At 72.2% G+C, this 23170-nt stretch carries 14 protein-coding genes and 1 riboswitch; of the genes, 9 read left to right on the top strand and 5 right to left on the bottom strand.

The window, feature by feature from the left end; translation table 11 throughout:
- Positions 1-4: 4 nt before the first annotated feature.
- A riboswitch (cyclic di-AMP (ydaO/yuaA leader) is annotated at positions 5-178 on the bottom strand.
- Positions 179-419: 241 nt separating this feature from the next.
- A complete protein-coding gene (gene pcrA, locus OG622_RS19290) occupies positions 420-2930 on the top strand; it encodes a DNA helicase PcrA (RefSeq protein ID WP_371577569.1) in 2511 nt (836 codons plus the stop codon).
- Positions 2931-3042: 112 nt separating this feature from the next.
- On the opposite strand, the gene OG622_RS19285 is transcribed toward pcrA, so the two are convergent.
- Positions 3043-4656: a M23 family metallopeptidase gene (locus OG622_RS19285; protein ID WP_371577567.1), complete on the bottom strand. Its 1614-nt coding sequence runs from the start codon at positions 4654-4656 to the stop codon at positions 3043-3045.
- A gap of 399 nt (positions 4657-5055) precedes the next feature.
- Positions 5056-5916: a lipase family alpha/beta hydrolase gene (locus OG622_RS19280; RefSeq protein ID WP_371577565.1), complete on the bottom strand. Its 861-nt coding sequence runs from the start codon at positions 5914-5916 to the stop codon at positions 5056-5058.
- A gap of 643 nt (positions 5917-6559) precedes the next feature.
- Here OG622_RS19280 and OG622_RS19275 point away from each other — a divergent pair.
- Positions 6560-6976, top strand: coding sequence for a cobalamin B12-binding domain-containing protein (locus tag OG622_RS19275; RefSeq protein ID WP_371577564.1), 417 nt, complete (start codon positions 6560-6562; stop codon positions 6974-6976).
- 186 nt (positions 6977-7162) lie between these two features.
- Here the strand turns inward: OG622_RS19275 and OG622_RS19270 are convergent, their stop codons facing one another.
- Positions 7163-8833: a DUF5691 domain-containing protein gene (locus OG622_RS19270; protein ID WP_371577562.1), complete on the bottom strand. Its 1671-nt coding sequence runs from the start codon at positions 8831-8833 to the stop codon at positions 7163-7165.
- An 80-nt stretch (positions 8834-8913) separates the two neighbouring features.
- The gene (locus tag OG622_RS19265; protein WP_371577560.1) at positions 8914-10290 is read right to left on the bottom strand and encodes an SWIM zinc finger family protein; all 1377 of its coding nucleotides are present in this window, start codon (positions 10288-10290) and stop codon (positions 8914-8916) included.
- A gap of 133 nt (positions 10291-10423) precedes the next feature.
- Between OG622_RS19265 and OG622_RS19260 the strand changes: the two genes are divergently transcribed.
- From OG622_RS19260 to sucD, 6 genes are all read left to right on the top strand, one after another.
- Complete coding sequence (locus OG622_RS19260; protein ID WP_371577559.1) at positions 10424-11578, top strand: AAA family ATPase; 1155 nt, start codon at positions 10424-10426, stop codon at positions 11576-11578.
- Between the two features lie 26 nt (positions 11579-11604).
- Positions 11605-14115, top strand: coding sequence for a DUF5682 family protein (locus tag OG622_RS19255; RefSeq protein WP_371584144.1), 2511 nt, complete (start codon positions 11605-11607; stop codon positions 14113-14115).
- A gap of 157 nt (positions 14116-14272) precedes the next feature.
- Positions 14273-15460, top strand: a complete 1188-nt coding sequence (locus tag OG622_RS19250; protein ID WP_371577558.1) for a VWA domain-containing protein — start codon at positions 14273-14275, stop codon at positions 15458-15460.
- Between the two features lie 314 nt (positions 15461-15774).
- Positions 15775-16779 carry a hypothetical protein gene (locus tag OG622_RS19245; protein ID WP_371577556.1) on the top strand — a complete coding sequence of 335 codons (1005 nt, stop codon included), beginning with the start codon at positions 15775-15777 and terminating at the stop codon, positions 16777-16779.
- Between the two features lie 735 nt (positions 16780-17514).
- Entirely contained in the window at positions 17515-18693 is a 1179-nt protein-coding gene (gene sucC / locus OG622_RS19240) for an ADP-forming succinate--CoA ligase subunit beta (protein WP_371577554.1), read from the top strand.
- A gap of 21 nt (positions 18694-18714) precedes the next feature.
- The gene (gene sucD, locus OG622_RS19235) at positions 18715-19599 is read left to right on the top strand and encodes a succinate--CoA ligase subunit alpha (protein ID WP_371577552.1); all 885 of its coding nucleotides are present in this window, start codon (positions 18715-18717) and stop codon (positions 19597-19599) included.
- A gap of 299 nt (positions 19600-19898) precedes the next feature.
- On the opposite strand, the gene OG622_RS19230 is transcribed toward sucD, so the two are convergent.
- Complete coding sequence (locus OG622_RS19230) at positions 19899-20888, bottom strand: RNA polymerase sigma factor (protein WP_371577550.1); 990 nt, start codon at positions 20886-20888, stop codon at positions 19899-19901.
- Between the two features lie 126 nt (positions 20889-21014).
- On the opposite strand from OG622_RS19230, the gene OG622_RS19225 reads away from it, so the two are divergent.
- The gene (locus OG622_RS19225; protein ID WP_371577548.1) at positions 21015-23165 is read left to right on the top strand and encodes a DUF6350 family protein; all 2151 of its coding nucleotides are present in this window, start codon (positions 21015-21017) and stop codon (positions 23163-23165) included.
- Positions 23166-23170 lie beyond the last annotated feature (5 nt).

Raw genomic sequence — 23170 nt, 5'->3', positions numbered from 1 at the left:
CGGCGTCTCCTTCCGTTGTCCGCCTACCGGGTTAGCTGTCGGGTTCGGGCGCAAGCTTCGGAAGGTTTGCCCTACGACCCTTGCCGCGTGCGGCGGTCGGGTCGATTCACCCCAGAGATCGGTGGGTCCCCGGCTCCGGCGGCCTCGGGAGGCATACCGGACTCGGCGGAGGCTGTGCGGCCCGGCGACGTTCGCCGGTTGGGTCGTACGGCCCTAAGGAAAAAGCTAGCCAACTCGTGTGGCCCGTGTGAAGGTTGATGTGCGATATGCCCGATACGTTTTCGTGACCTTAGCCTCTTCGGCGCGACAAGCGGTACGCTCGATGGCTCACCGTCGCACGGCGGTCGCGGTGAGTGTCGGGTGCGGACTTCCCGGGGCGGCCTCTCGCTGTCAGTGGGGGCGCCTAGACTCGGAGAGCGATGAGCAGCCTCTTTGACGACAGCTTCCTGGCGGACCTCCAGGCCCCTCGCGGCCACGCGGAGGAACCCCCGCCGCCGCCCGAGGACGATCACGTACCGGAGCCGCTTCCGGACGATCTGTTCGGTGGGAAGTTCGACGCGCCTCCGGACCGGGACGCCTACTACCGCGACGGCGCCCCCCGCCCGGCGATCGACGCGGCGGCGCTCCTGGACGGGCTGAACGAGAACCAGCGCGCGGCCGTGGTCCACGCGGGCTCGCCCCTGCTCATCGTGGCCGGTGCCGGCTCCGGCAAGACCCGGGTGCTCACCCACCGCATCGCGCATCTGCTCGGCGAGCGGCAGGTCCACCCGGGCCAGATCCTCGCGATCACCTTCACCAACAAGGCCGCGGGCGAGATGAAGGAGCGCGTCGAGCACCTCGTCGGACCGCGCGCCAACGCGATGTGGGTCATGACCTTCCACAGCGCGTGCGTACGGATCCTGAGGCGCGAGTCGAAGAGACTCGGCTTCACGTCCTCCTTCTCGATCTACGACGCGGCCGACAGCAAGCGGCTGATGGCGCTCGTCTGCCGTGACCTGGACCTCGATCCCAAGCGCTTCCCGCCCAAGTCCTTCAGCGCCAAGATCTCGAACCTGAAGAACGAGCTGATCGACGAGGAGGACTTCGCCGCCCAGGCCTCCGACGGTTTCGAGAAGACCCTCGCGCAGGCCTACGCGCTCTACCAGTCCCGCCTCCGCGAGGCGAACGCGCTCGACTTCGACGACCTGATCATGACGACGGTCAATCTGCTGCGTGCCTTCCCGGACGTCGCCGAGCACTACCACCGCCGCTTCCGGCATGTGCTCGTCGACGAGTACCAGGACACCAACCACGCCCAGTACGCCCTGGTCAGAGAGCTGGTCGGTACCTCCGAGCACCCCGTTGGCGTACCGCCCGCCGAGTGGGACGTACCCCCCGCCGAGCTCTGCGTCGTGGGTGACGCGGACCAGTCGATCTACGCGTTCCGCGGCGCGACCATCCGGAACATCCTCCAGTTCGAGGAGGACTACCCGGACGCGACGACGATCCTGCTGGAGCAGAACTACCGCTCCACCCAGACCATCCTGAGCGCGGCCAACGCCGTCATCGAGCGCAACGAGTCCCGCCGCCCCAAGAACCTGTGGACGAACGCGGGCGCGGGTGCGCAGATCACCGGCTATGTCGCCGACACCGAGCACGACGAGGCCCAGTTCGTCGCCGACGAGATAGACCGACTGACGGACGCGGGCGACGCGAAGGCCGGCGACGTCGCCGTCTTCTACCGGACGAACGCCCAGTCCCGAGTCTTCGAAGAGATCTTCATCCGCGTCGGCCTGCCCTACAAGGTCGTCGGCGGTGTCCGCTTCTACGAGCGCAAGGAGGTCCGGGACGTCCTCGCGTACCTGCGCGTTCTCGCCAACCCGGAGGACTCTGTCCCGCTGCGCCGCATCCTCAACGTGCCCAAGCGCGGCATCGGCGACCGCGCCGAGGCCATGATCGACGCTCTCTCGCAGCGCGAGAAGATCAGCTTCCCGCAGGCCTTGAAGCGCGTCGACGAGGCGTACGGCATGGCGGCCCGGTCGACGAACGCCGTCAAGCGGTTCAACACGCTGATGGAGGACCTGCGGACCGTCGTCGAGTCCGGCGCCGGACCGGCCACCATCCTGGAGGCGGTCCTCGAACGCACCGGCTACCTGGCCGAGTTGCAGGCGTCGACCGACCCGCAGGACGAGACCCGCATCGAGAACCTCCAGGAACTCGCCGCCGTGGCACTGGAGTTCGAGCAGGAGTCCGGGGCCGCGGAAGGTGAGGGCGAGGCGGCGGCCGCGACTCCCGTCGGGCTCCCCGCCTTCCTGGAGCGGGTGGCGCTGGTCGCCGACTCCGACCAGATCCCGGACGACGAGGAGGACGGCTCGGGCGTCATCACGCTCATGACCCTCCACACCGCCAAGGGCCTGGAGTTCCCGGTCGTCTTCCTGACCGGCATGGAGGACGGCGTCTTCCCGCACATGCGCGCCCTCGGCCAGGCCAAGGAACTGGAGGAGGAGCGTCGCCTCGCGTACGTCGGCATCACCCGCGCGCGTGAACGGCTGTACCTCACCCGGTCCTCGCTCCGCAGCGCCTGGGGCCAGCCCTCGTACAACCCGCCGTCCCGCTTCCTGGAGGAGATCCCGGCCACGCACCTGGAGTGGAAGCGCACGGGCGCCTCCGCACCGGTGTCCTCGGGGCCGGCCGCCGGGATCGCGTCCTCACTGTCCTCGTTCCGTTCCCGCTCCTCTGCCTCCGGCGCGTCCGGCTTCGCGACCCGCCGCACCAACGAGAAGCCGGTGGTCTCGCTCGCCGTGGGCGACCGCGTCACCCATGATCAGTTCGGCCTCGGCACGGTCGTCGGCGTCAACGGCACGGGCGCGAACGCGGAGGCGACGGTCGACTTCGGCGACACCAAGCCGAAGCGGCTGCTGCTGCGGTACGCGCCGGTGGAGAAGCTGTAGCGAGCCCTGCGCGGCGAGCGTTCCGGCCGCGGTGAGACGGAATCGGGCCCCTGCTCGGCAGGGGCCCGGTCTTCGTTCTCCGTGTCCGCGACGGGAGGCGTCGCGGCGTCGGCTACGTCGGGTCCAGCCCGTGGCTGCGCAGCCACGGCAGGGGGTCGATGGCGGAGCCGCCCGCCGGGTGGACCTCGAAGTGCAGGTGCGGGCCGGTCGAGTTGCCCGAGTTGCCGGAGAAGGCGATGGTGTCGCCGGCCTGGACGGTCGTACCGGAGGCGACCTTGTACGTGGAGAGGTGGCAGTACCAGGTCTCGGTGCCGTCCTTGGCGGTCACGATGACCATGTTGCCGTAGGCGGGGTTCCACTGCGTGCGCACGGTGCCGTCGGTCGCCGCCATCACCGTGGTGCCGTACGAGACCGGGAAGTCTATGCCGGTGTGCAGGGACATCCAGTTGACGCCGGACTGCCCGTAGTACGCGCTGAGTCCGTGCCTGGCGACCGGCAGCGCGAACTTCGGCCGCAGTCGCTCCTTGCGGGCCGCCTCGGCCGCCGCCTTCTTCTGCTCCAGCTCCTGCTGGGCCTTGAGGTCGATGCGCTCCTGCGTCCGGCTCGCCCGGTCGGCGAAGTCGTCCGCCTCGGCGGAGAGGCTCTCCAACTGGGTGTCGAGCTGGTTGTTGGCGGTGGACGGCTTCACGGCGGTGGCGTCCGACTTGACCGACGCCGTCGTCTCCGTGTCGTCCGACGTGGCGCCGACCGAGGCCGCGGCGATGCCCGCGACACCCATGACGCAGGCCGACGGAACGGCCACGGTCAGCAGGGCGGAACGTTTGGCCGGAGCCTTCCGACGCGACCGCGAGGCCGCACGGGTGGCCGCCCGACCGGGGCTCGTGCTCCCGGTGGCCGCCGGAGTGGCCTCCTCCTCGCCGTCGAGGAGCGCCGCGCGGTCCGCGCCGTCGGTCTCGAACTCGCCGTCCGAGGGGAGGTGTTCGTCCTGGTCGTACGGGGCGATCTGCTCGAAGGTGGCCGTCGCCTGCTGGTGGAAGTCCGAGGCCTCGGCCGCGGAGAGGTTCACCACCACGGTCTGCGGATGCTCGTGGGAGTCGTAGGACTCGTGGGCGCTGCCGCCGTGTTCGTACGAGTCCCCGGCGGAGCCACCGTGCTCGTCGCCGACGGGGGTGCCGTCGCTGTTCCACTGCGTGGCGTCGAACGCGCCCGTTTCGAAGTGCTGGGTGCCGACCCACTGCTGGGTCTGGTCGGACTGCCCCGACTGGCGTGCCTCGTCGGCCTGTTCGGCCTGCAGCCACCCGCTCGCGTCCCACTGTCCGCTCGCGTCGGAGCCCGTCGACTGCGTCGGGACCTGGGAGAGGTGTTCGTAACCGGCCGACCAGGACGTCGTTTCGTAACTGCCCGTGTCGTACGCGGCCTGGTGCTGCGCGGCGTACGGGTCGTAGTTCAGCGTCTGGTGGCTGCCCGTCGACCACTGCGAGGCGTCGTAGGAGCCGGTGCCGGCGTCATTACCCGGCAGGTCGCCGAAGAGGGGGTCGGTCGCGAAGGTTCCGGTGGCGGCGTGGGCGCCGGTGCCGGAGTCGAAACCGGTGGCGGGATAATCGCCGTACGTGGTGAAGTCACCATGGGTGGCTTCCTGGTGGCCGTACGACGCGTAGTGCGCCGGGTCGGCTTCGGAAGCCGGAGCCGGGGGTGTTGCGGTCCCCGACGGGTGACGATCGTTCACCAACTTCTCTTTCGCCTCGACGACAGGGGCTGGCAGAGCAGTGCGGTGACTGTACCCGGCGGTATGCGGGCGCGACAATCTTCAACGGGTTTCACGCGCGCAGGAAACGGGCATTCGAGCGTCTTTCGGCGGTCTGTGGGTACGACTTTGGCCTTGCGTTCGAAGGTTGTTCGATAGTGGGCCGCTGTGTGGGGGTTGTGGGACGCCCGCGCCGGCAGGGGTGAGTCGTTTTCGCGGGGTGATGGCATGCCGGGGGTGGGGCGCGTTGTCGCCGTCGGGAGGGTGTCGCGAGCCGGGTGCGTGACGGGGGCGCATGGGTGTGCGCCGCGTTTACCGCCTTACGTCCTGGTTTCGCCCCCTGTGGCGAGCGTCACTGGGCTGTCGTCGGCGGTCGCGGGCTCACGCCACGGTCAGGCCGCCGGGGCGGGCGGCGGCGCGTGCCCCTGTCCGCGGGGTGTCGAGGGCCTCGCGTATTCCGGTGGCGACGGCGGGGTGCACGGGCAGGGCGAGGTGGCCGATACCTGTGACCCGGATGTTCTGTGCCATCAGGTCCGGGTGGTCGACGCAGGCGGTCTCCGGCGGATCCATCACGTGGTCGAGGTCGCTCCAGAACGCCACGAAGTGCGTGCGGCAGCCCGGTGCCGGCTCCCGCAGTTCCTCCAGCACCTTCGAACCCGGCCGCATCTGGCGGACGATCGGGTGCGCGTCCGCCAGTGGCACGGCCCGGGTGCCGCCGTGCGGGGTGCCGAGCGTGACGAGCGTACGGACACGCTGGTCACCGCCGAGCCGCTGCACGTAGTACCGCGCTATCAGTCCGCCGAGGCTGTGGCCGACGACGTCCACCTGCTCCTGGCCCGTGCGCTCGCAGATGTCCTCGATGTGCCGTCCGAGGAGCTCGGCGGCGGCGCGGATGTCACAGGTGAGGGGCGAGTAGTTGAGCGACTCGATGTGCTGACCGCCGTGCTGCGCCAGAAAGCGGCGCAGCAGGACGAAGACCGAGCGGTTGTCGATGAAGCCGTGCAGCAGGACGACCGGGGGCTTCTGCTCGGTGGGGAGCCTGGGGGCGTCGGCCGGGGGGAGCGGGGGGGTGATCCGGCGCTCCTGGGTCATTCCGGACGGATAGAGCAGCAGATGCCCGGCGAGGATCGCCAACTCCAGCGCCGTCGCCTTGAGTAGGGCCACGGAAAGGCCTGCCAGGCTGGTGGGCAGGAGCCGCTCACAGAGCGGAAGAAGGGGCGTGACCGCCCTGGTGACCTTCATGCCCGACCTCCCGTCGGCAGACGGGTGGACGCCTCTGTCCCCCGTGTGCCCTAGTGGCGAGCCGCGGATGCGACGGCGGACGGCGGGTGCGATGCGACGTGACGCGATGCGCGTGGCGTGCGTGACGTGCGATGCGTGTACGACGCGTGAGGCGCCGATCGCGCGACGGGGGTTCGGCACTCCTGACTCCCCGCTGCCCTGCCCTCTGCCGTCCGCGGTGCCGATCCGTCCCGTCGCCGCGGTCTCCCTCGGCGGTGGGTCGGTGCGGCGTCCTTCCGACGACTCTCCTTGCGCACGCTACCCCGTGGCGCGCACACCGCGAGGGCCTGTGGCAGGCGACCCGGAAACAGTCCGGATGCCGCGATCACCTCCGTGATCACCTCGGTCCCCGCGACGCGTGAGCCGCGGAATCCGGGAGCAGTGCGCGGCGAACGTGTCCCACCGTGTGATTTCCCCCTCGCTCTCCACCGCGAAACTGCCGGTTACGGGATGCTGGAGATAACGGTCGTTCACTTTCCCGGCGCGCGGTGTGGGTAGGTGTTCTATGGGCCTGAAGCCGTGATGTGCGTGGTTTGCGCGATTCGCGCGACATGTGTGGCTGTGTTCTGTTACGGGTTGGTGTAGTCGTTTCATGGAGGCAGTGATGGGTGTGGCAGCCGGTCCGATCCGCGTGGTGGTGGCCAAGCCGGGACTCGACGGCCACGATCGCGGGGCCAAGGTGATCGCGCGGGCGCTGCGCGATGCCGGTATGGAGGTCATCTACACCGGCCTCCACCAGACTCCCGAGCAGATCGTCGGCACCGCGATCCAGGAGGACGCCGACGCGATCGGCCTCTCGATCCTCTCCGGCGCCCACAACACGCTCTTCGCCGCCGTCATCGAACTCCTCAAGGAGCGCGACGCCGAGGACATCCTCGTCTTCGGCGGCGGCATCATCCCCGAGGCGGACATCGCGCCCCTCAAGGACAAGGGAGTCGCCGCGATCTTCACGCCGGGGGCGACGACGACGTCGATCGTGGAGTGGGTGCGGGCGAACGTCCGGCAGTCGGCGGGGGCGTAGGCCGGTTCCCTGGCGCCGGGGTTCTGGGACAGCCGCCCCCCGACCCCGCCCCCCGACCCCGGCCCCTGGACCCCGCCGGGTGTTCGGGGGCGGTTCGGTGGGTTGTTCGGCTGCGGGCGCGTGGGGAGCTGCGCGAGCGATCACGACGCACCCGCACTCGCCGCCGAACCCCCAACCCCCCGAGTCTCACGCGGCCTCCGGTGGCGCCGCCCCCGGCGGTTCCAGCTCGCCGCGCATAGCCGCCCGCAGCCGCAAGGTCGTTGCGAGCCGCTGAAACGCCTCGGCCCAGTACCCCCCGGCCCCCGGCGCCGAGTCCTCCATGTCCTCCGGCGTCGCCGTGAGCGGCTGGAGCCGCACCGCCTCCGCAGGGTCCAGACACCGCTCGGCCAGCCCCATCACCCCACTGAAACTCCATGGATAACTCCCCGCGTCCCGAGCGATGTTGAGCGCGTCCACCACGGCCCGCCCCAGCGGCGGAGCCCACGGCACCGCGCACACCCCGAGCAGCTGAAACGCCTCCGAGAGTCCGTGCGTGGCGATGAACCCCGCCACCCACTCGGCCCGGTCCCCGCCACCCAACGTCGCCAGCAGCTTCGCCCGCTCGGCCAGCGACACGGCCCCCGGCCCGCCGGCCTCCGGTATGGAGGGTGCCCCCAGCAACGCCCGTGACCACTCGGGATCCCGCTGCCGCACGGCCGCCCGACACCACGCCCCGTGCAGCTCACCCTGCCAGTCGTCCGCGACCGGCAGCGCCACGATCTCCTGCGGCGTACGCCCCCCGAACCGCCGCGACCACGCCCCGAGCGGCGCCGCCTCCACCAACTGGCCCAGCCACCACGACCGTTCGCCCCGCCCGGCCGGGGCCTTGGGCAGCACACCGTCGCGCTCCATGCCGGGGTCGCACTCGGGCGGGGCCTCGACCACGAGCGTGGGTGTTCCGGCAGCCGTCGACGTGCCGCCGGGGCGGTCGACGGCCACACACGCGGTCGCCCGCTTCGCCATCCGCCCCGCGAGCGCCGAGTTGGGCAGGGCGGACAGCAACTCCGCCGCCGTGGCCCGCACATTCCGGCTGCGATCGGCCAACGCCGCCTCCAGGAAGGGTTCGTCCGCCGCCTCCAGCCCCGTGCGGAGCGTGTCGAGGAACATGAGCCGGTCCTCGGCCCGCTCCGTCGACCACGTGGCTGACAGCAACTCGCGTGCCGAGGCGGCATCCCGGGCCCGTATCGCCGTGAGCAGTGCGACACGCTCCGCGAACAGGCCCTCCCGCCAGAGCCGCTGGACCCGCTCGGGATCGTCCGGACCGGGCAGGGCCGCGCCACCGCCGGGCGCGGCACGCAGCGCGAAACGCCAGTCCGTGTTCAGCCGGGCCAGCCACAGCGCACGGGCGCCCGCGAAGGCCAGGACGGCGGGACGCAGATCGGTACGGCCACGCGCCGCGTCCAGCAGTGCGGGCAGGACCTCCGGGGGCGCCGCGTAACCGTGTGCGTTGGCCAACGCCAGCCACTGGGGCAGCAGTTCCATCAGATCGGGCGCTGTGCCCCGGCGCCCTCCACCGGTGCCGGGCCGGTCGGCCAGCAACGTCGTCAGTCTCCGCCTCGCGGCGGGCGGCAGCATCGCACGCCGGTCCGGCGCCACCGGCTCCGGCCGCGCCACCGCCCGCACCGGCCGAATCCCCGCCCTGCGCCGTACGGTCTCCGCGGCCGCCGCGTCCAGCAACGTCACGGGCGCCTCCCGGCCCGGCACCGGACCGGCCGGCGTACGACGATCCGTCCCGAGCAACGCGGTCGTGACCAGCTCCTCCCAGGAGAGGCCCGACGTGGCCGCCGTAGCGGATGAAGTGCCTGAAGTACTGGTCACGCGGGGTTCCTTCCGTTCAGGGACGATCGCGGGTGACGAACCGCCGCTCCAGGAGCCGCCTCGCCGGCCGCCGTCTCTCCTCACCACAGCGTCACCGCCTGCCCGGCCGGTCCCCGCACACCCTGTGGCTCATCAGCCCACGCCGTCAGCGGTGTGAAGCCCCGGTGGCCGCACTCGCCGAAGACCGTGACGGGTGTGCCGCCGGAGAGGGCCATGAGACGCCACAGGCCGGGGCGGGAGCGCGCGGACGGGGTGAGGGGGAGCGCGAGGTCGCCGTCGGCGTCGGCCAGTTGCCAGGAGTCGCCGTCCGGGCAGGGGACGACACGGGTGAGGGTGACCGGGACGGAGTCCAGCCAGGGGTCGTCCTGGAGGGCCGCGCCGTAACGGGCCGCCGCTTCGGACGGAGTGATCCCCGGCGGTCGTACGGCGGTGGGCTCGGGCGCGGTGAAGCGCTCGCCCAGAGCCGCGCGTAGCTGACCCGCGCCCGGGTGGGCCGACACCTTGGCTTCGAAAGCCAGCCCGACCGGCAGCGACAGCTCGGGCGCGCGGCCTGCGGCCCCGTAGGAGAGGAGCAGCGCCGTACGGCCCGACTCGGTGCCGTGCAGCCAGATGCGGCGGGTGGTGAGATGGGCGTCGGACGTGTCGTACTGGGCGAGGGTGAGCCAGCGGTCGCGGACCGGTGGGCTGTCCGGGGAGCCGGGCAGGCCGATCCGGGAACGAACCGTGGCCGCGAGGCCGTCCGGGAGGTGATCGCGGCGCAGCCAGCCCTGGTCGAGGAGATGGAGAAGCGCGCACTCCTCCAGGAGGCGGACCGGCCAGCCGGGGCCCGAGCCCGGTATCGCGCCCAATTCCCTTACCCGCGCCGCCAGTCCGGGGGCCTGGGCGTCGACCATGCGGGCCGCCGTCTCCTCCCACAGCCCGTACCCCGCCTGTTCCGCGGCGGCCAGGCCGCCGCGGAACAGGTCGGTCAGGCGCTGTTCGAGCTCTGCCGCGCCCGCGGTGATCCGGTCGGCGCGCCGCTCCGCCCGGCGACGCGCCGCCTCGGGGTCAGCGGACGTGGCCCCAGATGCCGCGTCCGTCCTCGTCGTCCTCTCCGCTGCGCGCGTGCGGCGGCCTGACAGCCACTGCTGCGCCCAGTCCGGAGCCTGTCCGGTCGGCACCGCGGCGTCGTCGCCCGCCCAGAGCAGGAGCAGCCCCAGCGCGTGCTTGCACGGGAACTTCCTGCTCGGACAACCGCACTTGTACGCGGGCCCGGTGGAGTCCGCCACGTCGATGATCGTCTGATACGGCTTGCTGCCACTTCCTTTGCACAGTCCCCACACCGTCCCCTCGTCCGAACTGCCAGCACCCGACCACGGCCCGGCCGCGGCGAGTTTGCTTCCGGCTTTGCGCGACGCTGCGTCAGGTGCCAATGCCAGCACCTGCTCAGCCGTCCAGCGCACCCCCTGCTGAGTCATGTTCTGAAGGTAGATCCCACCACTGACAATTGGCTTGCGCGATCCAATTTCCGCAGGTCAGACTGGATTGTCAGTGGCGTGGTGCAGTGTGGTCACCAGATCCGAACCGGCCGAGCTGGAGGGGGACTCAGCCATGCCTGCGTCCGTTGGAACGACCACTGTCGACCCGAGCCACAACCAGTCCGCGCCCGCGAACACGCGTACGGGCGGAGAGGTGCTTCGGGCGCATGCCGAGCACGCCTTCGCCGATGAACTGGCCCTGCTGGCCGCCCAGGACGACCGGCCCCGGCCGGCCCGCTGGAAGCTCTCGCCGTGGGCCGTCGCCACGTATCTGCTCGGCGGGACACTCCCGGACGGCACCGTGATCACACCGAAGTACGTCGGGCCGCGCCGCATCGTCGAGGTCGCCGTCACCACTCTCGCCACCGACCGCGCCCTGCTCCTGCTCGGCGTGCCCGGCACCGCCAAGACCTGGGTGTCCGAGCACCTGGCGGCGGCAGTCAGCGGCGACTCCACGCTGCTCGTGCAGGGCACGGCGGGCACCCCGGAGGAGGCGATCCGCTACGGCTGGAACTACGCGCAGCTGCTCGCCCACGGCCCGAGCCGCGACGCCCTCGTGCCCAGTCCCGTCATGCGGGCCATGGCGGAGGGCATGACGGCCCGCGTCGAGGAGCTGACCCGGATCCCGGCCGACGTCCAGGACACGCTGATCACGATCCTGTCCGAGAAGACGCTGCCGATACCGGAGTTGGGGCAGGAGGTGCAGGCCGTCCGTGGCTTCAACCTCATCGCCACGGCCAACGACCGCGACCGCGGTGTGAACGATCTGTCGAGTGCCCTGCGCCGCCGTTTCAACACCGTGGTGCTGCCGCTGCCGGAGAGCGCCGACGCCGAGGTCGACATCGTCTCGCGCCGCGTCGACCAGATCGGCCGCTCCCTCGACCTGCCGGCCGTGCCCGACGGCGTCGACGAGATTCGCCGCGTCGTCACGGTCTTCCGCGAGCTGCGCGACGGCGTCACGACGGACGGCCGTACGAAGCTGAAGTCGCCCAGCGGCACACTGTCCACCGCCGAGGCGATCTCCGTCGTCACGGGCGGGCTCGCCCTCGCCGCCCACTTCGGCGACGGCGTCCTGCGCGCATCCGACGTCGCAGCCGGCATCCTCGGCGCCGTCGTCCGCGACCCGGCCGCCGACCGCGTCATCTGGCAGGAGTACCTGGAGGCGGTCGTCCGCGAGCGCGACGGTTGGACGGACTTCTACCGCGCCTGCCGCGAGGTGAGTGCGTGAGCGGGAGGGCGCCCTCCGGAGCGGAGATGTACGGCGGGGCGGATGCGATCGGTGCTGCGGAAGCGAGCTGTGGTGCGGAGGTGCATGCCACGGCGCACGTTGCCGGCGGGGTGCGGGTGCCCGGTGGTGGGCCGTTGCTGCTCGGTGTGCGGCATCACGGGCCGGGGTCGGCGCGGGCCGTGCGGGCCGCGCTGGACGCGGCCCGGCCCCGCACCGTGCTGATCGAGGGGCCGCCGGAGGCGGACGCGCTCATCCCGCTCGCCGCCGACGAGAACATGCGGCCCCCGGTCGCCCTTCTCGCCCACGCCGTCGACGAGCCCGGCCGTTCCTCCTTCTGGCCCTTCGCCGAGTTCTCCCCGGAGTGGGTGGCCATCCGCTGGGCCCTGTCCCACGGCGTACCGGCCCGCTTCATCGACCTGCCCGCCACGCACACGCTGGTCTGGGGGAGGGAGGAAGCCGCCGCCGAGCCGGGCGGTCCGACCTCGCAGCAGCACGAGGTGACCGAGGAGACGACACCGGGTGAGGAGGCGGTCCTGGCCGAGGGGGTGGCGGAGGAGGCTCTTCGGGGTGATCCGCTCGCCGCGCTCGCCGAAGCCGCCGGGTATGACGACGCCGAACGGTGGTGGGAGGACGTGGTCGAGCACCGGGGGACGGGCGGGGACGTCTTCGCGCCGTTCGCCGTGCTGGAGGAGGCCATGGGGGCGCTGCGGGAGGTGTACGGGGCCGGGGGGCGCGACCGGGATCCGGTGCGCGAGGCGTACATGCGGTTGCAGGTGCGGGCCGCGCAGAAGGAGTTCGGGGACGACCGCGTGGCCGTCGTGTGCGGGGCCTGGCACGTGCCCGCGCTGAGGGAGAGGCGGACCGTGGCCGCCGACCGGTCGTTGCTGAAGGGGCTGCCCAAGGTCAAGACCGACATGACCTGGGTGCCGTGGACGAACCGGAGACTGGCCCGGGGCAGCGGTTACGGGGCGGGGATCGACTCGCCGGGCTGGTACGGGCATCTGTTCGGCGCGCCCGACCGTCCCGTGGAGCGCTGGCTGACCAAGGTGGCGGGGCTGCTGCGCGAGGAGGACCGGATCGTCTCCCCCGCGCATGTCATCGAGGCGGTACGGCTGGCCGAGACGCTCGCCGCGATGCGCGGGCGCCCGCTGCCGGGGCTCACGGAGACCACCGACGCCGTACGCGCGGTGATGTGCGACGGATCGGACGTACCGCTGTCGCTGGTGCAGGACCGGCTGGTGGTCGGCGACGTCCTGGGAGAGGTGCCCGAGTCGGCGCCGGCGGTGCCGTTGCAGCGGGACCTCACGCGGCTCCAGCGGCGGCTGCGGCTCAAACCGGAGGCGCTGCAGCGTGAGCTGGAGCTCGACCTGCGGAAGGAGAACGACGCGGAGCGCAGCCGTCTGCTGCACCGTCTGCGACTGCTCGGCGTCGAGTGGGGCGAGCCGACGACCTCGCGCGGCAGCACGGGCACGTTCCGCGAGACCTGGCGGCTGCGCTGGGAGCCGGAGCTGTCGGTACGGGTCGCCGAGGCCGGGGTCTGGGGGACCACCGTGCTCTCCGCGGCGACCGCCAGGGCCGAGGCGGACGCCGTCACGGCCGGGTCGCTCGCCGACATCACCGGCCTCGCCGAGCACTGCCTCCTCGCCGAACTCCCCGACGCCCTGCCCGTGGTGATGCGCGTGCTCGCCGACCGCGCCGCTCTCGACGCGGACGTCGGCCACCTCGCCCAGGCACTCCCGGCGCTGGTCCGCTCCCTCCGCTACGGCGACGTCCGCGCCACCGACACCCGGGCACTGGCCGAGGTCGCCGCCGGCCTCGCCGAACGGGTCTTCGTCGGACTGCCGCCCGCGTGCGCCGCGCTCGACGCGGAGGCGGCACAGGAGATGCGCCGCCATGTGGACGCCGTACACGGGGCGGTGGGCCTGCTAGGCGATACGGCCCCGGGGGAACACACGGCACGGAGTGGCGAAAGCCGGACCGGGATACGGGGCCGTTGGCACTCGGTGCTCCACGTCCTCTCCGGGCGGGACACCGTGCCGGGTGTGATCCGGGGGCGAGCCGTACGACTGCTGCTGGACGACGGGGAACTGGCGCAGGACGAGGCGGCACGGCTCATGGGGCTCGTGCTGTCGCCGGGGACGGCACCGGCGGACGCGGCGGCGTGGATCGAGGGGTTCGTCGGCGGCGGTTCCGGCGGCGGAATGCTGCTCGTGCACGACGAGCGACTCCTCGGCCTGGTGGACGCCTGGCTCACGGGCGTGCCCGGGGACGCGTTCACGGACGTACTGCCGTTGCTGCGGCGGACGTTCTCGGCGTACGAGCCGGGGGTGCGCCGGACACTCGGCGAGCAGCTGCGGCGCGGGCCCGGGCGACGGGGAAGCACGGCGGCAGGCCGGGTCGGCATACCCGGCTTCGCCGACGACCTCGACACCGACCGCGCGGACGCGGTGCTGCCGGTGGTGCGGCTGCTGCTGGGCCTGGACGGCGACGGTCGGCCGGCTGCCGACGACAACGACCTTGTGGGGGTGGCGGGATGACGACCGACGGACTGCGCAAGCCGAGACGGGTCGCCGAAGCGGTGGCGGCCAGGGACGGGCACGGGCACGGCCATGGACACGGGTCACGGACGGGCGACAGCCCGGCGTCCGTGACGGTGATGCCTCTCTGGGCCCGGCCTCGTGCGGGGGTGCGTGGATGACGACGACAGAGGCAGAGGCAGAGGTGGACGCGGGCGGGCGCGTCGCCGACGAGCGGTTGCGGCGCTGGCGGCTCGTGCTCGGCGGGGACTCGGCGGACGGTACCGGGTGTGCGCTCGACGGGCGGGACGCGGCGATGGACCAGGCGTTGAGCGCGCTGTACGGGAAGGGGGACAAGGCGCGGGCGGGGCAGGACCGTTCGGCGGGGCTCGGTGCGTCGGCGCCGTCCGTCGCGCGGTGGCTGGGGGACATCCGGACGTACTTCCCGTCCTCCGTCGTCCAGGTCATGCAGCGGGACGCCATCGACCGGCTCGGACTGTCCGCGCTGCTGCTGGAGCCGGAGATGCTGGAGGCGGTGGAGGCGGACGTCCACCTCGTCGGCACCCTCCTCTCGCTCAACAAGGCCATGCCGGAGACGACGAAGGAGACCGCGCGAGCCGTCGTACGGAAGGTCGTCGAGGATCTGGAGAAGCGGCTCGCGACCCGCACCCGGGCCACCCTCACCGGCGCCCTCGACCGCAGCGCCCGCATCAACCGTCCGCGCCACCACGACATCGACTGGAACCGCACGATCGCGGCCAACCTCAAGAACTACCTGCCGGAGTACCGGACGGTCGTGCCCGAGCGGCTCATCGGGTACGGGCGGGCCTCGCAGTCGGTGAAGAAGGAGGTCGTCCTCTGCATCGACCAGTCGGGGTCGATGGCGGCGTCCGTCGTCTACGCGTCCGTATTCGGGGCCGTGCTGGCGTCCATGCGGTCCATCAGCACCCGGCTCGTCGTCTTCGACACGGCGGTCGTCGACCTCACCGACCAGCTCGACGACCCGGTCGACGTGCTCTTCGGCACCCAGCTCGGCGGCGGCACCGACATCAACAGGGCCCTCGCGTACTGCCAGTCGCAGATCACCCGGCCCGCGGACACCGTGGTCGTGCTGATCAGCGACCTCTACGAGGGCGGGATACGGGACGAGATGCTGAAGCGGGTGGCGGCGATGAAGGCGTCGGGGGTGCAGTTCGTGACGCTGCTCGCGCTCTCCGACGAAGGGACGCCGGCGTATGACCGCGAGCACGCGGCGGCCCTCGCGACGCTCGGCGCACCGGCGTTCGCCTGCACGCCCGACCTGTTCCCGGAGGTGATGGCGGCGGCGATCGAGAAGCGGCCGTTGCCGATACCCGACAGTTCGTGAAGGGAAGGGCAGAGAAGGGAAGGGCAGGGGCGGAGCGTTCGGCCGTGCCCTGGTGTGCCGTTCTCGGCCGTGCCGGTTGGGTGGCTCGGCCGGGGCGCAGGTGATGGTGACCGCGACCGTCGCGGGAGTCGGTAACCGGACAAGGGGGGTTGAAAAGAGGACATGACCACGCGTCGGTAACAGGGGGCTTGCGCGACGGCGGGAGTCCCGTGCGAGGATCGGCACCGCTTCACAGCCTTCACACGGGTGTTCGCATTTCGCGCATCTTCGACCCATACTCCGCCGTTCCGCCGCACGGGAGGGTTCTCCCCGTCTTGACTTCAGCAGCCGCGCTTCCCGGTGCCGGTGCCGTCCTGCGTGTGGTGCGCGGGGCTGCCACCGGGCGCCGTCTGGTGCGGGTGGCGCTGTTGGCGGGCGGGCTCTTCGTGCTGGGCGTTCTCTGCGGGGCGCGGGCGAACGCGGCGGACCAAGTGCCGACTTCGCCGCCCCTCCCGTATGCCGTCACCGCTGCTGTCACCGAAGTCACCGAAGTCACCGGTACGGTCGGCCACGCGGTGCCGCCGCTCGACGGACATGCCGTCGAGCCGGTCGCGCGGGACGTGGTCGAGCCGATCGCCGAACGGGTCGCACGGCCGGCCACCGACCAGGTTGCTGGGCCGGTCGTCGAACATGTCGTGCAGCCGGTCACCGATCCGGTGCTGCGGCCTGTCACCGAGCGTGTCGTCGTGCCGGTGGGGGATCTCGTGGAGTCGGTCACCGAGGGATTGGCCGGGGTGCCGTCGCAGCTTCCGCCGGTGAGCGGGGTGCCGTCGCCGCCCGGGATGCCAGGGCTTTCGGAGTTGCCGGAACTGCCCGGGTGGATCACGTCGCCGGTGGAGACGCCGCCCGTCGCTGTGACGCCGCAGGAGCCGGGGCGGGCGGGGGCCGCGAGGCCGGGCCCGGCCGTGGACGGTGACGGCGGGAGTGACGGCGAGCGGGCTACTGGCCCGGCTTCCGTCGTGTACGGGCCGGATGTCGCCGTGTACGGGCCGGGTGCCGCCGTCGGCGGTGCGGTGGCCGTATCGGCGCCGCACCGGGACGCCGGTGTCGGGGAAGCGCCCGTCGTGCTGGTGCCCGCGCAGCAGAACCCCGACGGTCTTCCGGCGAGCGCCCTCGGCCGGCACCGCGCCGTCGACAACGGCGGGCCTCGGCACGCCGAGCCGCACGCCGTCGTCTTACTCGACCGGGCGCCGCCGAGCCTCGTGCCCGGCGCCCCCGCGGCCGACTCCGCGAACGGGACCCGGGACCGACGCGGGAGCATCCCGGAGTTCCCTGGCTAGGCCGGTCGGCCTTCTTTCCCCGCCGGACCTGTGGCGCGGGGGCGGACCAGGTCTGCCCGCCGTCCGGGTGCGCCTCGGACTGCCGGACTGCCGGACTGTCGGAGGCCCGGTTTCCGGAGGCGCACATCAGCCTCCCGGAGCCGTATCCACGACCTCGCCGCGGTGACGGCTCGCGGTAGGGACACCCGGACCACCCAGTCACGGCACGGCCGCTCTCGTGACGGCCGCTCTCGTGACGTCGGTCTCGCGACCGTCGCGCCGACGCCCGGCCGTGCCCATGTGTCCTCTGAGATCGAACCCATAGGGGCGGCGGTCACGGACAACCGACCCACCGGCTGAAACCCGGACGGCCGAAAGCCGTCGGCCCGGTCCGGGCGGGAGTCGGGGGGCGGTGGCGGGTGGTCTCCCCTGGGGAGGAGATCACCCGCCGGGGGCCCTTCGCAGGCAGTGAAGGGCCTCGCAGGGACCTCACCGGACGTACCCCCGTCCGGTGAGGTCCCGCATACGCGGCACGCGGTGCCAGTGAGCACGGCATCATGTGACAGGTATCACCGCTCAGGTGTGACCCGCGATTTAGGGGCCTCCGGGTAGCAGCGATAACCTGCGGGACGGACATGCCGCGCGCTCGGACACCGTGTGCGCCTCCCTTGTGACTCACGGCGGACGTCACGTTGCCCTTCGCGGCACGCCCACGCATCCAACGAACCGCTAGCTCACTGATAGGGACGGACGCGCGTGGACCTGTTCGAGTACCAGGCGAGGGACCTCTTCGCCAAGCACGATGTACCGGTGCTGGCCGGTGAAGTCATCGACACGCCTGAGGCCGCCCGCGCAGCCACCGAGCGTCTCGGTGGCAAGTCCGTAGTCAAGGCCCAGGTGAAGGTCGGCGGCCGTGGCAAGGCCGGTGGCGTGAAGCTCGCCGCCACCCCGGACGAGGCCGTCGCCCGTGCGACGGACATCCTCGGCATGGACATCAAGGGCCACACGGTCCACAAGGTGATGATCGCCGAGACGGCCCCGGAGATCCTGGAGGAGTACTACGTCTCCTTCCTCCTCGACCGCACCAACCGCACCTTCCTCTCCATCGCCTCCGTCGAGGGCGGCATGGAGATCGAGGAGGTGGCGGCCACCCGCCCCGAGGCCGTCGCCAAGACGCCGATCGACGCCAACGAGGGTGTGACCCCCGAGAAGGCCCGCGAGATCGTCGAGGCCGCGAACTTCCCGGCCGAGGTCGCCGACAAGATCGTCAACGTCCTGGTGACGCTGTGGAAGACCTTCATCGAGGAGGACGCCCTCCTCGTCGAGGTCAACCCGCTGGCGAAGGTCGCCTCCGGCGAGGTCATCGCCCTCGACGGCAAGGTCTCCCTGGACGAGAACGCGGACTTCCGCCACCCCGACCACGAGGAGCTCGTCGACCACGCGGCCGCGAACCCCCTGGAGGCCGCGGCCAAGGAGAAGAACCTCAACTACGTCAAGCTCGACGGTGAGGTCGGCATCATCGGCAACGGCGCGGGTCTCGTCATGAGCACCCTCGACGTCGTCGCGTACGCCGGTGAGGCGCACGGTGGGGTCAAGCCCGCCAACTTCCTCGACATCGGCGGTGGCGCCTCCGCCGCCGTCATGGCGAACGGCCTGGAGATCATCCTCGGCGACCCGGACGTCAAGTCCGTCTTCGTCAACGTCTTCGGCGGCATCACCGCGTGCGACGAGGTCGCCAACGGCATCGTGCAGGCGCTGCAGCTGCTCGCGGACAAGGGCGAGGAAGTCTCCAAGCCCCTCGTCGTCCGTCTGGACGGCAACAACGCCGAGCTGGGTCGCAAGATCCTCTCCGACGCCAACCACCCGCTGGTCCAGCGAGTGGACACCATGGACGGCGCGGCCGACAAGGCCGCCGAGCTCGCGGCTGCGAAGTAAGGGAAGAGGGACAGAACAGCCATGGCTATCTTCCTGAACAAGGACAGCAAGATCATCGTCCAGGGCATGACCGGTGCCACGGGCATGAAGCACACCAAGCTCATGCTGGCGGACGGCTCCAACATCGTCGGTGGCGTGAACCCGCGCAAGGCGGGCACCTCCGTCGACATCGACGGCACCGAGATCCCGGTCTTCGGCACGGTCGCCGAGGCGATCGAGAAGACGGGCGCGAACGTATCGGTCCTCTTCGTACCGCCGGCCTTCGCCAAGGCCGCCGTGGTCGAGGCGATCGACGCGGAGATCCCCCTCGCGGTCGTCATCACCGAGGGCATCGCCGTCCACGACTCGGCCGCGTTCTACGCGTACGCCGTGTCGCAGGGCAACAAGACCCGGATCATCGGCCCGAACTGCCCCGGTCTCATCACCCCGGGCCAGTCGAACGCCGGCATCATCCCCGGTGACATCACCAAGCCGGGCCGTATCGGCCTGGTCTCGAAGTCCGGCACGCTGACGTACCAGATGATGTACGAGCTGCGCGACATCGGCTTCTCGTCGGCGGTGGGTATCGGTGGCGACCCGGTCATCGGCACCACGCACATCGACGCTCTGGCCGCCTTCGAGGCCGACCCCGACACCGACCTGATCGTGATGATCGGTGAGATCGGTGGCGACGCGGAGGAGCGGGCCGCGGACTTCATCGCGAAGAACGTGAAGAAGCCCGTCGTCGGTTACGTCGCCGGCTTCACCGCGCCCGAGGGCAAGACCATGGGCCACGCCGGTGCCATCGTCTCCGGCTCCTCCGGTACGGCCGCCGCCAAGAAGGAGGCCCTTGAGGCCGCCGGCGTCAAGGTCGGCAAGACGCCGACCGAGACGGCGAAGCTCGCGCGCGAGATCCTCGGCGGCTGATTTCAGCTCGGCCGAGCCTTTTGCGGGCCCGTTCCCCTTGTCTGGGGTGCGGGCCCGCTGGCGTTTCCGGGGTAAGGCTCGGCTGTGCGGCGCCCGGCGTGTGGTCTGGGGTAAGGCTCGGCCATGCGACGCCCGGCGTGTGGTTCTGGGCGGGGGTTTCGCTCACCGGCGCTTGCCGGGTGCCGCCGCGCCCACCCGAGCCGCCCTCAGCGGCCGGCACGACGCCCCCAGGTCAGGACCGGCCTCAGCGGCACGACGGCCCGCAGCCTTGAGGGGCGAAGCCCGCGACGGCGTGCGGCTCAGTGGGCTTCCGGGTGCAGGCGTTCCGGGCCGGCGGCTGTTTCCGATCGCAGCTTGGCGCGGAGTTTTTGCTGGGGTTGGGAGAGAGGGCCGGGGGCCGCTCTCGGGGGGATGCCGTGGATCGGGCTGCCTGCGGGGATCGGGGGTTCGTAGTGGTCGGGGGCGGTGTGGAGGGTGAGGGCGGTGGTGGTGAGGAGGAGGGCGATGAAGGCGATGGCGGCGTGGATCCAGCGCCGGGCGCGCAGGTCGGCTCGGGCGCGTAGGGCGGGCGGTTTGGTGGGGCCCGGGCGGATGTCGGAGGGGAGCGCGGCCAGGAGGCGCCTGAGGTCGTCGGCCGCGACCGGCTCCGGGAGGCGCTCGGTGACGATCGCGCGGGCGTAGAGCAGCCGGCCGGCCGCGGCGGGCGTGCTGGACTCCGTCTCCGCGGCCGTGTCGGGCAGATTGAGGCCGACACCGTCGTAGAGGAGCAGGGTACGGCGGTACGGGGGCGGCAGTTCGAGCAGCGCGGTCAGCAGGGCGCGGCCGGTGGGGTCGGCCGGCTGCCGTTCGTGGTGCCGACGGGGGAGGGGGCGCAGCCGGTGCCAGGGGGAGAGGGCGTACTCGTGGGCCGCCGCCCGCACCCAGCCCGCGGGGTCGCGGTCGGCGGCCACCTCCGGCCAGCGATGCCAGGCGAGCTGGAAGGCGTGCTCCACCGCCTCGCGCGCGAGCCGACGCCGCCCGGTGAGCAGATAGGCCTGCTGTACGAGGGCGGGGGCGCAATACGCGTAGAGGGTGTCGAAGGCCTGGCCGGGTGTCAGGGGTGGTGGGGTCGGATCCGGACCGGCGGCGTCGGCGTCCGCGTCGAGCGGCTGCTGGTACCACTCGGTCCCGCTACGGGCGGATGGCGCGCCGGACGTCTTGGCTCCGGCGCCGGTTCGGGCTCTGGTTCCGGCTCCGTTTTCGTCTCCGTTTTTGTCTCCGGCCCCGGCCCGGGCCCCAGGCCCGGTCACAGGATCGCCTCCCGCAACAGCGAACTCTGTTGGACCAACCTTCCTACAAAAAAGCACATAAGAACATATTGGGCGACACGTGCATGAATCCTCCGTTACGCCAGTAAAGCGCGTGTCGTTGGGAGCATGGCCGACGTGACACACGCGACCGACCCGAACGACCCGAACGCGGGCCCCGGCCGGCACCCCGCCGACCATGGATGGCCGGCATCCCCCACGGCACCCGGGGCGCCCATGAGGCCAGTGGCGTCCACGCCTTCCCTGTACTCGTCGTCGCCACGTTCTCCGCTGTCGCCGCTGCTCAGGCGGGCGCGCCGGAGGTCCTCCAAGCTCGTCGCCGGGGTGCTGGGCGGGGTCCTGGCGGCAGGGCTCGGACTCGGGGCTTTCGTCGCCCTCGTGACGATGCTGTGGATCAGTTCGCCGTACCCGGACAGCGGGCCCGGCGGGGCACTGCACTTGGCGGCGGCACTGTGGCTGCTCTCCCACGGCGTGGAACTCGTCCGCACCGACACGCTCTCCGGCGCCCCCGTCCCGGTCGGCCTCGTCCCTCTCTTCCTGCTCGCCCTGCCGGTGGTCCTGCTGCACCGATCGGCCCGCGACCACGCGGGCGACGGTTCCGGGGTGAGCGCCCGTGCGACATGGGCCGGGCTCGTCATCGGCTACGCGACCGTCGGCGCGGCGGTCACGTCGTACGCCTCGGGTGGGGTGCTGCGGCCGTCGTGGTGGTGGGCCGCGCTGTGTGTACCGCTGCTCGCGGCGCTCGCGGCGGGTACGGGGGTGTGGGCGGCCCGCGGGCGCCCCCGGCTGCCCCTGCCCGCGCTCCTCGGCGGCGCCCCGAGGACGGAAGGCCGGCGGCACGTCGCGGCCGCCGCCGCACGGGCCGCCGGGGCGGGTGTGCTCATGCTGGCCGGCGGCGGCGCCCTGCTGGTGGCCGTGTCGCTGGTCTGGCACGGAGGCGCGGCCCGCGACTCCTTCCTCCAGCTCACCGAAGGGCTGTCCGGGCGCTTCGCCGTACTGCTGCTCTGTCTCGCCCTCGTCCCGAACGCGGCGCTGTGGGCGGCGGCCTACGCCCTCGGCCCCGGCTTCGTGCTGGGCGCCGGACACACCACCGCACCACTGGCCGCAGCCGCTCCGGCCGCCCTCCTGCCCCCGTTCCCCCTGCTCGCGGCCGTCCCGGCGGGCGGGGGCACGCCGGTGTACTGGGCGGTGGGCGCGGTGCCGCTCGCCGCGGGGGTGACGGTCGGCTGGTTCACCGGGGTGCGGGCCGCCGCCGACCGTACGGCGCCGTGGTCCGCGTGGCGCACGGTCGCCGCGGCCTTCCTCGCGGCCCTCATGGCCGCCACCGCCTTTGGCCTCCTCACCCTCCTCTCCGGCGGGCCCCTCGGCGTCGCCGCCCTGACCGCTTTCGGACCGGTGTGGTGGCAGGCGGGCGGCGCGGCCGGGGCCTGGGTGGGTGTGGTGGGGATGCCGGTGGCGTTGGTGGCGCGGTGGTGGGGGATGTGGGCCCGGAAGCGAGCGGAGGTCGGCCAGGGGGCCGGGCGGAAGAAGGCGTCGGCGGCGCCTGTGGCCAGGGAAGCCGGCCGGGGGACGAGGTCCGGGATGTCCGTGGGCGAGGGGACCGGACAGCGGAAGCGGTCGATGGTGGCCAGGGTGTTCCGGCGTGGGGCGAGGGCGACCGGGGGTGGCGAGGTTCCCGGCGACGTGCGGAAGGGAGTCGCCAAGGCCCCCCGGGGCGCGTCCGGCGGCCAGGACGTGACGACGGGCGGCACATCGGGCGGGCCCAGAACCGGGTCCCGAGCCGCCGAGCCGTCAACGGCGCAGACCTACCGGGCGCAGCCTCAGCCTCTCCCGAAACGCTCCCGCCGCGTCCCCGCGTGGCTGTCCATCGCGAGGCGGCATCCGGTCGAGCGGCCGACCCCGGCAGGCTCCTCGCCCGCCGCCAACGCCAACGCCGGTACCGGATCCGGCATCAGAGTCAGCGCCGCTCCCGGCCCAGTTCACGGCGCCGGCGCCGGCCTCGGCTCCCGAAGTGGTCCCGCCGACGCCCGCGCACCATACGACGCCCTCGACCCGTACGCCTGCCGGTCCACCGCCCCCGTACCCCCGCCCGTCTGGGACCCGGACTCCCGCGCGGCACGCTGGGCGGCGTTGCGCGAGGCGTCTGCGACGGACCGGGACGAGCGCGAACGCACCCCCCGCTCCGGCTCCGCCTCGGGCCACAGCCCGGCTCCCGGCCCCGGCCACACCCCCGACGCCCCTTCCGGGGAAGCCGTCTGACGGCG

This window comes from Streptomyces sp. NBC_01314, assembly GCF_041435215.1.
GTDB lineage: Bacteria > Actinomycetota > Actinomycetes > Streptomycetales > Streptomycetaceae > Streptomyces.
This window is presented reverse-complemented; position numbering and strand designations above follow the sequence as displayed.

Excerpts from the sequence above, each read along its gene's own strand:
- OG622_RS19275 (WP_371577564.1), top strand. The coding sequence starts at position 6,560 with ATGGGTGTGGCAGCCGGTCCGATCCGCGTGGTGGTGGCCAAGCCGGGA.
- OG622_RS19250 (WP_371577558.1), top strand. The coding sequence starts at position 14,273 with ATGACGACGACAGAGGCAGAGGCAGAGGTGGACGCGGGCGGGCGCGTC.
- OG622_RS19260 (WP_371577559.1), top strand. The coding sequence starts at position 10,424 with ATGCCTGCGTCCGTTGGAACGACCACTGTCGACCCGAGCCACAACCAG.
- OG622_RS19225 (WP_371577548.1), top strand. The coding sequence starts at position 21,015 with ATGGCCGACGTGACACACGCGACCGACCCGAACGACCCGAACGCGGGC.
- OG622_RS19255 (WP_371584144.1), top strand. The coding sequence starts at position 11,605 with ATGTACGGCGGGGCGGATGCGATCGGTGCTGCGGAAGCGAGCTGTGGT.
- OG622_RS19280 (WP_371577565.1), bottom strand. The coding sequence starts at position 5,916 with ATGAAGGTCACCAGGGCGGTCACGCCCCTTCTTCCGCTCTGTGAGCGG.
- sucD (WP_371577552.1), top strand. The coding sequence starts at position 18,715 with ATGGCTATCTTCCTGAACAAGGACAGCAAGATCATCGTCCAGGGCATG.
- pcrA (WP_371577569.1), top strand. The coding sequence starts at position 420 with ATGAGCAGCCTCTTTGACGACAGCTTCCTGGCGGACCTCCAGGCCCCT.
- OG622_RS19265 (WP_371577560.1), bottom strand. The coding sequence starts at position 10,290 with ATGACTCAGCAGGGGGTGCGCTGGACGGCTGAGCAGGTGCTGGCATTG.